The 13,280-nt window shown below is 67.5% G+C and carries 12 protein-coding genes; 5 read left to right on the top strand and 7 right to left on the bottom strand.

The genetic code is table 11. The annotated features are described in order from the left end of the window. Positions 1-10 precede the first annotated feature (10 nt). Complete coding sequence (locus LGN17_RS11115) at positions 11-1,942, top strand: ATP-binding cassette domain-containing protein (RefSeq protein WP_226196744.1); 1,932 nt, start codon at positions 11-13, stop codon at positions 1,940-1,942. A 164-nt stretch (positions 1,943-2,106) separates the two neighbouring features. Here LGN17_RS11115 and LGN17_RS11110 read toward each other — a convergent pair whose 3' ends face one another. From LGN17_RS11110 to alr, 3 genes are all read right to left on the bottom strand, one after another. After that, on the bottom strand, positions 2,107-2,373 hold the full coding sequence (locus tag LGN17_RS11110; RefSeq protein ID WP_226196742.1) for a DUF2866 domain-containing protein: 267 nt from the start codon (positions 2,371-2,373) through the stop codon (positions 2,107-2,109). A gap of 146 nt (positions 2,374-2,519) precedes the next feature. Next, positions 2,520-3,896 carry a DNA repair protein RadA gene (radA, locus tag LGN17_RS11105; RefSeq protein WP_175953404.1) on the bottom strand — a complete coding sequence of 459 codons (1,377 nt, stop codon included), beginning with the start codon at positions 3,894-3,896 and terminating at the stop codon, positions 2,520-2,522. Between the two features lie 11 nt (positions 3,897-3,907). Next, positions 3,908-4,978, bottom strand: coding sequence for an alanine racemase (alr, locus tag LGN17_RS11100; RefSeq protein ID WP_226196740.1), 1,071 nt, complete (start codon positions 4,976-4,978; stop codon positions 3,908-3,910). Between the two features lie 218 nt (positions 4,979-5,196). On the opposite strand from alr, the gene lplT reads away from it, so the two are divergent. Then, positions 5,197-6,504 (top strand): lysophospholipid transporter LplT, encoded by a 1,308-nt coding sequence (gene lplT, locus LGN17_RS11095; RefSeq protein WP_226196738.1) that lies wholly within the window; start codon positions 5,197-5,199, stop codon positions 6,502-6,504. 58 nt (positions 6,505-6,562) lie between these two features. Continuing rightward, on the top strand, positions 6,563-7,372 hold the full coding sequence (thiD, locus tag LGN17_RS11090; protein ID WP_226196736.1) for a bifunctional hydroxymethylpyrimidine kinase/phosphomethylpyrimidine kinase: 810 nt from the start codon (positions 6,563-6,565) through the stop codon (positions 7,370-7,372). A gap of 18 nt (positions 7,373-7,390) precedes the next feature. Here thiD and LGN17_RS11085 read toward each other — a convergent pair whose 3' ends face one another. From LGN17_RS11085 to tsaB, 4 genes are read right to left on the bottom strand one after another with little or no spacing between them, the layout of a single operon-like run. Further along, complete coding sequence (locus LGN17_RS11085) at positions 7,391-8,356, bottom strand: DUF1853 family protein (protein WP_226196734.1); 966 nt, start codon at positions 8,354-8,356, stop codon at positions 7,391-7,393. Then, positions 8,353-9,387, bottom strand: coding sequence for a uracil-DNA glycosylase (locus tag LGN17_RS11080; protein ID WP_226196732.1), 1,035 nt, complete (start codon positions 9,385-9,387; stop codon positions 8,353-8,355). The genes LGN17_RS11085 and LGN17_RS11080 overlap by 4 nt, the downstream gene beginning before the upstream one ends. Next, the gene (gene rimI / locus LGN17_RS11075; RefSeq protein ID WP_175969496.1) at positions 9,374-9,874 is read right to left on the bottom strand and encodes a ribosomal protein S18-alanine N-acetyltransferase; all 501 of its coding nucleotides are present in this window, start codon (positions 9,872-9,874) and stop codon (positions 9,374-9,376) included. Before rimI ends, LGN17_RS11080 begins: the two co-directional genes overlap by 14 nt. Further along, positions 9,871-10,638, bottom strand: a complete 768-nt coding sequence (gene tsaB, locus LGN17_RS11070) for a tRNA (adenosine(37)-N6)-threonylcarbamoyltransferase complex dimerization subunit type 1 TsaB (RefSeq protein WP_226196730.1) — start codon at positions 10,636-10,638, stop codon at positions 9,871-9,873. The genes rimI and tsaB overlap by 4 nt, the downstream gene beginning before the upstream one ends. Positions 10,639-10,786: 148 nt before the next feature. Between tsaB and LGN17_RS11065 the strand changes: the two genes are divergently transcribed. Together LGN17_RS11065 and LGN17_RS11060 are read left to right on the top strand one after the other, a co-directional pair. Then, positions 10,787-11,056, top strand: a complete 270-nt coding sequence (locus LGN17_RS11065; RefSeq protein WP_011352486.1) for an acyl-CoA-binding protein — start codon at positions 10,787-10,789, stop codon at positions 11,054-11,056. Positions 11,057-11,415: 359 nt separating this feature from the next. Continuing rightward, positions 11,416-12,957: a DEAD/DEAH box helicase gene (locus LGN17_RS11060; protein WP_226196728.1), complete on the top strand. Its 1,542-nt coding sequence runs from the start codon at positions 11,416-11,418 to the stop codon at positions 12,955-12,957. Positions 12,958-13,280 lie beyond the last annotated feature (323 nt).

The following is a 13,280-nucleotide window of genomic DNA, read 5'->3' as shown; positions in this document are numbered from 1 at the left end:
CATCTCCGCCGTGATCCGTTTCAATCAGTTCAGCCTTGCGCGCGGCACCAAGCCGCTGTTCGAGTCGACCTCCTTCGTACTCAATCCCGGCGAGAAAGCCGGCCTGATCGGCGCGAACGGCGCCGGCAAGTCGACCCTGTTCTCGGTCCTGCGCGGCGAGCTGCACTCGGACGGCGGCGATTTCTCGATGCCGCCGTCGTGGCGGATCGCCCATGTGTCGCAGGAAACGCCCGCCGTCGACCGCTCGGCGCTCGACTACACGCTCGACGGCGACGCCGCGCTGCGCGAGATCGAAGCGCGCATCGCCGCCGCGTCCGCCGCGCATGACGGCGCCGCCGAAGCCGATGCGCACGCGGCGTTCGCCGACGCCGACGGCTACACCGCACCCGCCCGTGCCGAGGCGCTGCTGCTCGGGCTCGGCTTCACGCTCGCGCAGACGCGCGAATCCGTCGCCAGCTTCTCCGGCGGCTGGCGCATGCGCCTGAACCTCGCGCAGGCGCTGATGTGCCGTTCCGACCTGCTGCTGCTCGACGAACCGACGAACCACCTCGACCTCGACGCGATCGTCTGGCTCGAATACTGGCTGCACCGCTACCCCGGCACGCTCGTCGTGATTTCGCACGACCGCGAATTCCTCGATTCGATCTGCAATGTCACGCTGCATCTGGAAAACCGCCAGGTGAAGCGCTACGGCGGCAACTACTCGCAGTTCGAAGTGCTGCGCGCACAGCAACTGGCGTTGCAGCAAAGTGCCTACGAAAAGCAGCAGAAGACGATCGAACACCTGCAGAGCTTCGTCGACCGCTTCAAGGCCAAGGCGACCAAGGCCAAGCAGGCCCAGAGCCGGATGAAGGCGCTCGAGAAGATGGAGTTGATCGCGCCCGCGCACATCGCGTCTCCGTTCACGTTCGAATTCCGTACGCCCGACGCCGCGCCGAATCCGATGATGGTGATGGAAGACGTCCGCTGCGGCTACCGCGCCGACGGCGGAGCAGAGATTCCGATCGTCGAGCGGGTCGCGCTGTCGATCCAGAACGGCCAGCGCATCGGCCTGCTCGGCGCGAACGGCCAGGGCAAGTCGACGCTGATCAAGACGCTGGCCGGCACGCTCGCGCCGCTGTCGGGGCACGTCCGAGACGGTAAGGGGCTGACGATCGGCTATTTCGCCCAGCACCAGCTCGAAACGCTGCGCGAGGACGATTCGCCGCTCGCGCATCTGGCGCGGCTCGCGCCCGACACGCGCGAGCAGGAACTGCGCGACTTCCTCGGCGGCTTCAACTTCTCGGGCGACATGGCGACCACCCCGGTCGGGCCGTTCTCGGGCGGCGAAAAAGCACGCCTCGCGCTCGCGCTGATCATCTGGCAGAAGCCCAACCTGCTGCTGCTCGACGAACCCACCAACCACCTCGACCTCGAAACGCGTCATGCGCTGACGATGGCGCTCGCGCAGTTCGAAGGCACGCTGATCCTCGTCTCGCACGACCGCCACCTGCTGCGCGCAACGACCGACCAGTTCATGCTGGTGGCGAAGCACCGGCTGCAGCCGTTCGACGGCGACCTCGACGACTACCGCGACTGGCTGCTGCAGCACGCGGCCGAGCAGCGCGCCGCCGCAAAGGCCGACAGCGCGGCTTCGCCGGGCGCGGGCGCCGCGACCAACCGCAAGGACCAGAAGCGTCAGGCCGCCGAGGAGCGGCAACGCCTGTCGGTGTTGAAGAAACCGCTGCAGACGCGCATCACGAAGCTCGAGAAGGAGATGGAGACGCTGCACGCAGAGAAGGCGCGCCTCGACGCATTCGTCGCCGATCCGGCGAGCTACGAAGCCGAGCGCAAGACGGAACTGACCGATGCGATCCGCAAGCTCGGCGACGTCAACACGCGTCTCGAAACGGTCGAGGCCGACTGGCTCGCCGCGCACGAAGAACTCGAACAGATCGGCTGACCGCAGCCGCTGTACCGCCTGCCGGTGCCGCCAGCCCGGCACGCCGGCGACGGGTTCTTCGACAAACCATCAGGCCCGTACAGGGCCCGGATGCAACGAGGCCGGGCACATTGGCCCGGCCTTGTTATTACCGTCGTTTGCCGGCCGCTCGCCGCGCTGCCAGCTCAGCGTCGCGGCAACGTGTCGCGCGGCATCTGCTCGTCGTCACTCATCAGGTACCGGCGCCCTTCGGTCGGCCGCCTGATCGCCGCGGCCACCTCCTCTTCCGTCACGTCCTCGGACACGACCTTGCGCGCCAGGCGCCCCTCTTCGTCGATCCATTCGACGATCCGGCATCCGCCGCCCCAGGGTTGGCGAATCGGCTCCGACACGCGACAGCCACGCAGGTTGTAAAGGCGTCCGCTCGGCGCTTCCCCATACGATTTCAACATAGGTTCCCTTCGCATTGCGCGGTTCGACAATCCGGCAAAGGATAGGGAAAAGCAATGTCCGTCGGGTTACATAACCCTACATCTTCTTTACAGGGAATTACGCGACAGATCGCCCGCACGGATGGTCGGGGCGCCTGCCGGGCCGGTCACTCGAGATCGCGAACGCGGTCGATCGCCTGTTCGAGCCGATCGACGGCCATCACGTTCAGCCCTTCGATCGGCTGCTTCGGCGCATTCGCCTTCGGAATCAGCGCGGACGTGAAGCCGAGCTTCGCGGCCTCGCGCAACCGCTCCTGCCCGCGCGGCGACGGCCGGATCTCGCCCGCCAGCCCCACTTCGCCGAACACGATCAGCCCTTTCGGCAACGCCTTGTTGCGCATCGACGAATGGATCGCGAGCAGCACCGCGAGGTCGGCGGCCGGCTCGGTGATCTTCACGCCGCCAACCGCATTGAGAAAGACATCCTGGTCAAAGCACGCGATACCCGCATGCCGGTGCAGCACCGCGAGCAGCATCGCGAGCCGGTTCTGCTCGAGGCCGACCGCGAGCCGGCGCGGGTTCGGCACATGCGCCGTATCGACAAGCGCCTGGATTTCGACGAGCAGCGGGCGCGTACCTTCCTGCGTGACGAGCACGCACGAGCCGGGCACGACCTGCTCGTGCTGCGACAGGAACAGCGCGGATGGATTCGTGACGCCGCGCAGGCCGCGCTCGGTCATCGCGAACACGCCGAGTTCGTTGACCGCACCGAAGCGGTTCTTGAACGCGCGCACGAGCCGGAACGACGAATGCGTGTCGCCTTCGAAGTACAGCACCGTGTCGACGATGTGCTCGAGCACGCGCGGGCCGGCCAGGTTGCCCTCCTTCGTCACGTGCCCGACCATGATGATCGCGGTGCCCGACTGCTTCGCGATGCGCGTGAGCTGCGCCGCACACTCGCGGACCTGCGCGACCGAGCCCGGCGCCGACGTGAGCGCTTCCGAATAGACGGTCTGGATCGAGTCGATCACGGCCACATCCGGCCGTTCCGTGTCGATCGCGGCCTGGATCTTCTCGAGCTGGATCTCGGCGAGCAGCTTCAGTTCATCCGCCGGCGCGCCGCCGTCGAGCAGCGCAAGCCGTTGTGCGCGCAACGCGATCTGCGCGGCCGATTCCTCGCCGCTGATATAGAGCGCGCGCCGCTCGCTCGCGATGTCCGCGAGCGACTGCAGCAGCAGCGTCGACTTGCCGATGCCCGGGTCGCCGCCGATCAGCACGACGCCGCCGGCAACCAGCCCGCCGCCGAGCACGCGGTCGAATTCGCCGATGCCGGTCGAGAAGCGCGGCACGTCGGCCGCTTCGATGTCGACGAGACGCTGGACGGGCGCTCGCTTCGCGAGCGACTGGAAACGATGGGCCGACGGCGCCTCGGCAACCGATTCAACCAGCGTGTTCCAGGCCTGGCACGACGGGCATTGGCCCTGCCACTTGGGGGTCTGTCCGCCGCACTCGCTGCAGACGTATACCGTTTTCTGTTTGGCCACGCGCGACGCCCTTATTCCGCTCGCACGGGCACGCGGCCGGCGACCGCGCACATCAGCTCATAACCGATCGTCCCGCAATGGCGGGCGACGTCGTCGATCGGCAGCGCGTTGCCCCACAGCTCGACGCGCGCGCCGACACCGGCCTGCGGGCACGGGGTCAGGTCGACGGTGATCATGTCCATCGATACGCGACCGACGATCCGCGTGCGGATGCCGTCGACGATCACGGGCGTGCCTTCGGGCGCGACCCGCGGATAGCCGTCCGCGTAACCGCACGCGACCACGCCGATCCGCATCGGTGCCTGCGCGGAGAACGTCGAACCATAGCCGATGGCCTGGCCCTTCCCGATCGTCTGCACCGCGATCAGCTCGGACGCGAGCGTCATCGCAGGCTTCAGCCCGGTATCGGCGATGTCGGACGACAACCCGGACGGCGACGCGCCGTACAGCACGATCCCCGGGCGCACCCAGTCGAAGTGCGTGTCCGGATGCCACAGCACGGCCGCGGAGTTCGCGAGGCTGCGCGCACCGGCGATGTTTTCCGCGCCACGCTCGAACGTCGCGAGCTGCTCGGCGACGCCGCGCTCGTTGTCCGCATCCGAAAAATGGGTCATTAACGTGATCTGGCCGATGCCCGGGCACGCGCGGGCACGCTCCCATGCAGTGCGGTATTTTTCCGGCAGGTAGCCGAGCCGGTTCATCCCGCTGTTCATCTTGAGCTGCACGTTGACGGGCTTCGACAGCCGCGCCGTTTCCAGCATCCGCATCTGCTCGTCGTTGTGGACGGTCGTCGTCAGGCTATAGCGGTCGATCACGTCGATGTCGGTCGAGCGGAAGAACCCTTCGAGCAGCAGGATCGGGCCGGCCCAGCCGAGCTCGCGCAGCTTGACGGCCTCGTCGAGGTCGAGCAGGCCGAAGCCGTCGGTGCCGCGCAGGCCGGGAAACGCACGCGCGAGACCGTGACCGTACGCGTTGGCCTTGACGACCGCCCAGACCTTGGACGGGCCGGCAAAGCGGCGGACGACGGAGAGATTGTTCGCGAGAGCGGCGGTATGGATGGTGGCGGAGATCGGGCGCGGCATGGGAAATTTACGTAAAGACGCTTGCGAATCATCAGCTTACCGCGCCTTTTGAGCACTGAAGCCGACAATTTGCGGAACGATCGGGGAATCTTGCTAGTCCGAACTGGCGTATTTTCATGTTATAAAGCCGTGCGCACAACCCATTTCGAACGGAATAAGCCGATCGCATACCAGGCGGCCTACGCGGCCCTGCCGCAGCGACGAAAGCATCGCATCAGATGAAAAAAGGTTTTTACACCATCATGGCCGCGCAGTTTTTCTCGTCGCTGGCCGACAGTGCGCTCCTCATCGCCGCCATTGCCCTGCTGAAAGACCTTCATGCACCCAACTGGATGACACCGCTGTTGAAGCTGTTCTTCGTGTTGTCCTATGTGGTGCTGGCGGCGTATGTCGGCGCCTTCGCGGATTCGCGCCCGAAGGGCCACGTGATGTTCATCACCAACTCGATCAAGGTGATCGGCTGCCTGATCATGCTGTTCGGGGCCCACCCGCTGATCGCGTACGGGATCGTCGGCTTCGGCGCGGCGGCCTACTCGCCCGCCAAATACGGCATCCTCACCGAGCTGCTGCCGGCCGACCGGCTGGTCGCGGCGAACGGCTGGATCGAAGGCACGACCGTCAGTTCGATCATCCTCGGCACCGTGCTCGGCGGCGCGCTGATCAGCCCGCATATCGCGTCGCACGTCATCGCGCATACGCCGACGTGGATCAATACGCCAGCCGAAGCCGCGATCGCGGTCATCCTGTCGATCTATGTGATCGCCGCGCTGTTCAATCTGCGCATTCCCGATACAGGGGCGCGCTACCCGAAACAGCAACATGGGCCGATCAAGCTGGTGGCCGACTTCGCCGATTGTTTCATGGTGCTCTGGCGCGACAAGCTCGGCCAGATCTCGCTGGCGGTCACGACGCTGTTCTGGGGCGCGGGCGCGACGCTGCAGTTCATCGTGCTGAAATGGGCCGAGGTGTCGCTCGGCATGTCGCTGTCCGAGGGTGCGCTGCTGCAGGCGGTCGTCGCATTCGGCGTCGCGGCCGGTGCGATCGCCGCAGCCAGCCGGGTGCCGCTCAAAAAGTCGCTGACCGTACTGCCGGTCGGCATCATCATGGGCATCGCGGTGATGCTGATGGCGTTCTATTCGCGCGACCTGTTCCCGCCGCACTGGGCCGTGCACCTGGGTCACCTGCGCCTGCCGGTTTACCTGATCGTTGCGTACATCTTCCTGATCTGCGTCGGCGCGTTGTCCGGCTACTTCGTCGTTCCGATGAATGCGCTGCTGCAGCATCGCGGCCACGTGCTGCTGTCGGCCGGCCACTCGATCGCGGTGCAGAACTTCAACGAGAACCTGTCGGTGCTCGTGATGCTGTGCCTGTATGCGGTGCTCGTGTGGCTCGACGTGCCGGTCGGCGTCGTGATCGTGCTGTTCGGCACGTTCGTCTGCCTGACGATGTGGCTCGTGATGCGCCGTCACCAGGCGAACCAGCGCCAGTTCGACTCGGTCGCGCTGATCGGCGAATCGCGGCACTGACGCTACACTTCCCGTTTCCGTCCGCCGGCGCCGGTCCTCGAACCGGCGCGTTGCCCTCATGACGCACCCGATACCCAACATCCTGACGATCGCCGGCTCCGATTCGGGTGGCGGCGCAGGTATCCAGGCCGACCTGAAGACCTTTTCCGCGCTCGGCGCATATGGCGCGAGCGTGATCACCGCGCTGACCGCTCAGAACACGCGCAGCGTGACGGGTGTGCATGCGCCGGACGCGGCGTTCGTGGCGGCACAACTCGACGCGGTGTTCGGCGATATCCGCATCGATGCGGTCAAGATCGGGATGCTCGCGAATGCCGCGATCGTGCACGCGGTGGCCGATGCGCTGCGCCGTTACGCGCCACGCTTCGTCGTGCTCGACACGGTGATGATCTCGAAGAGCTCGCACGCGCTGCTCGCGCCCGATGCCGTCGACGCGTTGCGCGACGCGCTGCTGCCGCTCGCGACGGTCGTGACGCCGAACCTGCCCGAAGCGGCCGCCCTGCTGAACGATGCGCCCGCAACCACCGAAGACGACATGGTCCGGCAAGGACAGGCCTTGTTACAGACCGGCGCGCGCGCCGTGCTGATGAAAGGCGGCCACCTGCCCGACGCGTCCGCGAGCCCCGACTGGCTCGTCGAAGCAGCGCGCACCGTGCGGCTCGACGGCGCACGCGTACCGGTCAGCAACACGCACGGCACCGGCTGCACGCTGTCGTCGGCGATTGCCGCGCTGCTGCCGCAGCAGCCCGACCTCGAAAGCGCGGTGCGCGAGGCCAAGATCTACCTGACCGGCGCGATCGCCGCGAGTGGCCGCCTCGACGTCGGGCACGGCGTCGGCCCCGTCCATCACTTCCATCGCTGGTGGTAGGCGCCGGCTAGCGCTGCGTCAGTGATCCTGCGCCGCGAACGCCTGTGCGCGCGCCGGCCAGTCGTCCGGCACGACGAAGCCGCGCGCCGTCTCGCGCCACATGCCATCGCCCCCCTTCTCATGGATGCCGATCAGTTCGGGGGCCTGACGCTTCGCCAGCACGGGCGGCAGCTCGAGTGCGGCCGCGAGCGGTTCGGGTTCGAAGCCGGCGTCGGCTGCAGCGCGCCGCGGCGCAAGCCACGCCAGCCGCGGCAGCACACCCCACGCAACGCCGGCACGCTGCGCGGCCGCCCAAGCCGGCCACTGCGCGTGCGTGAGCCAGAATCCGCGCGGGTGATCCGGCGCGATTTCGGCGGACACGGGCGGCAAAGGAGCACCGTGCGGATAGAACAGCCAGCCCTTGATGAACATCTGCGCATCGGACGGCGCGCCGTAGCCGAGCCGCGCGAACGCGTCCCGATCGCCGAGCCGCAACTGGTGCTCGAGCAACCGGCTGCGCTTGCGGTCGAACCGGTCGACGAGGTTGGGGCCGACGAAATCGGCGAGCGATGCACCGGCTTGCACCGGCGCGCATAAATAGCACTTCACCGCGAGCTCCCAGTGCAGGCGCTGCCCGTCCGGTGCATCGACGAGAAAATCGACCTCGCCGAGCGTCTTGCCGTTGCTGCGCAGCGGCAGATTGGCCGCGACGAGCCGCAGCGACGGCCCATGCGTCAGGAAATACTCGAGCAGGCATTCGGCGTAGCGGCCGAGCCGGGTCGGCCGGAACCCGTCAAGTGCGCGATGCAGCGGCTCGGGCTGCGCATCGAGCGCGGCGAGCCATGTTTCGACAGCCGATTGCCCGGCCGCATCCAGCCACGGGCGCGCAAGCGGCGCGGCCGGCACCGCGGTCAGCAGGCTCGGGCTGGCCAGCAGCCAGCCCAGATCCCGGACCGCGACGTCGTGCAGCATATCGACGAATGCGACCGCCGCGCCGGTCGTCATTGCCCGGCCGGCTCGTTCGCGTCGCCGCCCTCTGCACGCCGGAACGTGTCGCGCGCGAGGCACAGGTCGGCCCACGCCTTCGACTTGTCCTGCAGGCTGCGCAACAGGTACGCCGGGTGGTAGGTCACGATCACCGGCACACCTTCGTATGCATGCACGCGGCCGCGCAGCGACGCAATGCTCGCGTCCGTCTTCAGCAGGGTCTGCGCGGCGAAACGGCCGAGTGCGACGATCAGTTTCGGCTTCACGAGCGCGACCTGACGCTGCAGATAGGGCTCGCAGCTCGCGACCTCGTCCGGCTCCGGATTGCGGTTGCCGGGCGGCCGGCACTTGATCACGTTCGCGATGTACACGTTGTCGCCGCGCTTGAGCGACAGCGACTGCAGCATGTTGTCGAGGAGCTTGCCGGCCTGGCCGACGAACGGCTCGCCCTGCTTGTCCTCGTTCTCGCCCGGCGCTTCACCGATCAGCATCCAGTCCGCCTCGCGGTCGCCGACGCCGAACACGGTGTTGGTCCGCTTGTCGCACAGCCGGCAAAGCGTGCAGTTCGACACGCGTGCAGCCAGCGCATCCCAGTCGAGCGCGGCAACCGGCGCACCGACGGGACGCGATTCGGCCACCGGCACGGGGTCGCCCGGCGGCGCCGCATCGAACCACGCAAAATCGTCGGGTCCGGCAGGCGGCATGTCGTCGATCGGCGGCATCGTGTCGGCCGACGCGACCGGCGCAACCGGTGCAGGCGCGCGATCGCCATCGTCGACACGCCGCGCCGGAGCGACAGGCTCGCGAGCCGGCGGAGCATCGACGCGCCGCGCCACTGCCGGCGGTGCATCGTCCTGCACCGGCGTACGCGCGGTGCGTGCAGGCCGCTCGGTCGCGACGGCCGGCGCCGCGTCCGCCGCACCGGTTTGCGCGGCGGCGTGCGCGTCGGTTGCCGCGCCCTCGTCCGCGCCTTCGTTCGCGCTTTGCCCGCGCCGCACCCAGATCTGCGCGAGGCCCATTTCCTCGAGCGCCGCTTCAGCCCATGCCATGCGCGTCCCCTTCGTCCTTGTTCAGCGTCAGACGCATCACGATCGCGTCCTCCCGACCGCGATGCTTCGCCGGGTAATAATTCTTGCGCCGGCCGATCGTCAAGAAGCCGAAGCGCTCATACAGGTGAATCGCGCGCGGGTTGGACGGCCGCACTTCGAGCAGCACGCCGCCGAGCCCTTCCGCGCGCGAAATGCGCACGGCCTCGCGCAGCAGCGCCAGGCCCGCGCCCGCGCGCTGCGCGGCCGGCGCGACGCACAGGTTCAGCAGGTGCATTTCGTCGATCACGGGCATCAGCACGCAATAGCCGATCAGCGAGCCCGTCACGTGCCGCAGGCACACGCCCAGATAGCCGTTGCGCAACGAATCCTCGAAATTGCCGCGGCTCCACGGAAATTCGTACGCGACGCGTTCGATCGAGACGACCTCGTCGAGATCGGCATCGGTCATCGGCGCCAGATAACGGTCGCTCAACAGTACGCCTGTCATCCCTTCGCTCCGCCCGCCTGCGCGGCCCGTGCCGCGACGCGCTCGGCAGTGGTCTGTGCAACCTTGTCGCGCACGTACTCCGGCGCGGCCTGATCGGCCGGCACCGCGCGGCCGGCGCGGAACGCACGCAAAGCGGCATGGGCGACCGCCAGCGCATGCGGCATCGCGTCAGCGTCGATCACGGCCGCGTGCGCCGCGGCCGGCAACTGGGCGCCGAACGCGGCAGCCGCATTGCCCGCGAGCGTGAACGGCGCATCGGGCACGCCGACGGCACCCGGCGCATCGAGCGAAGCCGGATGCAGCGTGCGCCAGTCGCCGGCGCTGTCGTCCCATGCGAAATCCGCCCAGTAGGCTTCGTCCATCCGCGCATCCAGCGCGGCCAGCACGCGGGTCGCGCCGGGCGCGCGCAGCCGCGCGTGCTCGGCGCACGCGAGCAGCGTGCCGATCGGCACGACCGGCAGCCCGCGCCCGAACGCGAGACCCTGGGTGATGCCTGTCGCGGTGCGCAGGCCCGTGAACGAGCCGGGGCCCGAGCCGAACGCGATCGCATCGCAATCGGCGAGCGTCAGCCCCGATTCAGCGAAAAGCTCCTGGATGGCCGGCAGCACGCGCGTGCTCGACGCGGCGCCCGTCAGTTCGTGGCGGACCCAGGTTTGCGGGGTGGAAACGGCGTCATCGGCATGGGCCGAGCGCAGCAGCGCGACCGAGCAGTATTCGGTCGACGTATCGATGGCGAGGAGCACTGTTTGCGTCATGGGCGACATTGTAATGCGACGCCCCGCTCCCACGGGCGATCGGGCCCGATCCGTGCGTGCGCGCGGCACGGGGTCGCGGTTTGGAAGGATCGCTCGACCCCGCGCGGCGGTCCGCTTGTTAAGATCGCCCGACCTGAAACCCTTACGGAGACACCCGATGAGCGAACTCACCGCCCAATTCGACCAGGCCCAGATCGACGTCAAGCAACTGACGGAGCGTCCGGGCAACCTGACCCTGCTGCGCCTTTACGCGCTCTTCAAGCAGGCGACCGACGGCGACGCCCATGGCGACAAGCCGGGTTTCACCGACATCGTCGGCAAATACAAGTACGACGCTTGGGATGCGCTGAAGGGCACGTCGCAGGATGCGGCAAAGCAGCAGTACATCGAACTCGTCGAATCGCTGAAGAACGGCACGGCTTCCTGACCGAACCACGCCCTTCGCAATAGGCAATCAAATCAGTGGCGCAGCGCAGCAAATCTCTTTATAATGCGGCCTGCGTCACCTCCGCGCTCGGCTCGCATGCCGTTCCGGCCCGACGCCTCGTAGCGTTAAGCTCCAATCCGGTTTAGAACCTGTCCCCTCCTGCTTCGACCCTAGCGGTCGTCACTTATCAGGCTGGCGGCCCCGCTCCTGAAGCGCGCCGCACCCAAAACAGCTTCTAATGCCTCATCCGCCGACTGTTCGGCGGATTGCACCCGTTTCCCGATTTGCTCGCTGAATCCGACGACTTGGGTATGCGCGATTGGCGCCGACGTTTCACCCACTGTGTTTCAAGGATTGTTATGACTTCGAGCATCAACTCCAGCCCGCTCAACGCGATCGCCGACCAGGCGCTCGGTCTCGACGACGCCGCCGCACCGGCCGCGGTCGAACCGGCGTCGGACGAGCCGAGCTTCGCGTCGCTCGGGTTGTCGCCGGAGATCGTCTCCGCGCTGCAGGCCGCCGGCTATGTGAAGCCGACGCCGGTCCAGCAGCGCGCGATTCCGGCCGGCATCGCCGGCCGCGACCTGCTGGTGTCGAGCCCGACCGGTTCGGGCAAGACGGCCGCATTCATGCTGCCCGCGATCGAACGTTTCGCGCAGCTCCAGAAGACGCTCGCGCAGCAACCGCGCGCGCCGCGCGAAGCAAGCCAGGGCGACCGCCGCGTGCGCCGCCCGCAACCCGTCGCGCGCCCGGGCCTGCTCGTGCTGACGCCGACCCGCGAACTCGCGATGCAGGTCACCACGGCCGCATCGACCTACGGCAAGCACCTGAAGCGCCTGCGCACGGTCAGCATCCTCGGCGGCGTCGCCTACGGCCAGCAGCTGATGCTGCTCGCGAAGAACCCCGAAATCCTGGTCGCCACGCCGGGCCGCCTGCTCGACCACCTCGAGCGTGGCCGTATCGACCTGTCCGAGCTGAAGATGCTCGTGCTCGACGAAGCCGACCGCATGCTCGACATGGGCTTCATCGACGATATCGAAACGATCGTCGCCGCGACGCCCGCGACGCGCCAGACGATGCTGTTCTCGGCGACGCTCGACGGCAAGATCGGTTCGCTGACGAGCCGCCTGCTGAAGGATCCCGAGCGCATCGAGATCCAGCAGCGCCTCGAGTCGCGCGCGAACATCGCGCAGACCGTGCACTACGTCGACGACCGCGACCACAAGGACCGCCTGCTCGATCACCTGCTGCGCGACGACGCGCTCGACCAGGCGATCATCTTCACGGCAACCAAGATCGACGCCGACCAGCTCGCCGGCCGCCTCGCCGACGCCGGCTTCGAATCGGCCGCGCTGCACGGCGACCTGCCGCAGGGCGCGCGCAACCGCACGATCCGTGCGCTGCGCGAGCGCCGCGTGCGCGTGCTGGTAGCCACCGACGTCGCGGCACGCGGTATCGACATCCCGGGCATCACGCACGTGTTCAACTACGACCTGCCGAAGTTCGCTGAAGACTACGTGCACCGTATCGGCCGCACGGGCCGCGCAGGCCGTTCGGGCATCGCGGTGAGCCTCGTGCACCACGCCGAACAGGGTGCGCTCAAGCGCATCGAACGCTTCGTGCGCGCACCGCTGCCGGTCAACGTGATCGAAGGTTTCGAGCCGCGCAAGGCTCCCCCGCGCAACGGCGGCACCGGCGGCCGTGGCCGTCCGGGCGGCGGTAACAGCGGCGGTCGACGTTTCGGCGGCAAGCCGGGCGGTGGCCATGGCGGCAACGGCCGCAGCTACGGCAGCGGCAATGGCGGCGGCTGGAGCGGCAAGCCGGGCGGCAGCCGTGACGGCGGCCCGCGTCGCGACGGTCAGCGCAGCGGCGGCCCGCGTCGCAGCAACTCCGCGTCGTAAGCACGCACGGGCGGCCACCGGCCGCTCCACGGAGGGCAGACCCGCGGATAGCCGCCCTGCCCATCCAGCCAACCGGCGCATCCGCGCCGGTTTTTTTTCGTCTCGCCCTACATTTCACAATACGGAAAATTTTTTTGTGTCGTAAAAAATCATGCTGCGTGGCACAACCCGAGCGATTGCGGGATGGGAAAGAGCATTTCTTATCCCGAAATAACGATTTCAACACATTGATTTAAAACAACTAAAAATTTACGCCATCCCTTGGAAAGCCCCCTGTCCTGCCTTGGTCGATTTGCCTAGACTCTTATACAAGACCTCACGAA

The sequence above is a fragment of the Burkholderia sp. AU30280 genome, assembly GCF_020420125.1.
GTDB lineage: Bacteria > Pseudomonadota > Gammaproteobacteria > Burkholderiales > Burkholderiaceae > Burkholderia.
This window is presented reverse-complemented; position numbering and strand designations above follow the sequence as displayed.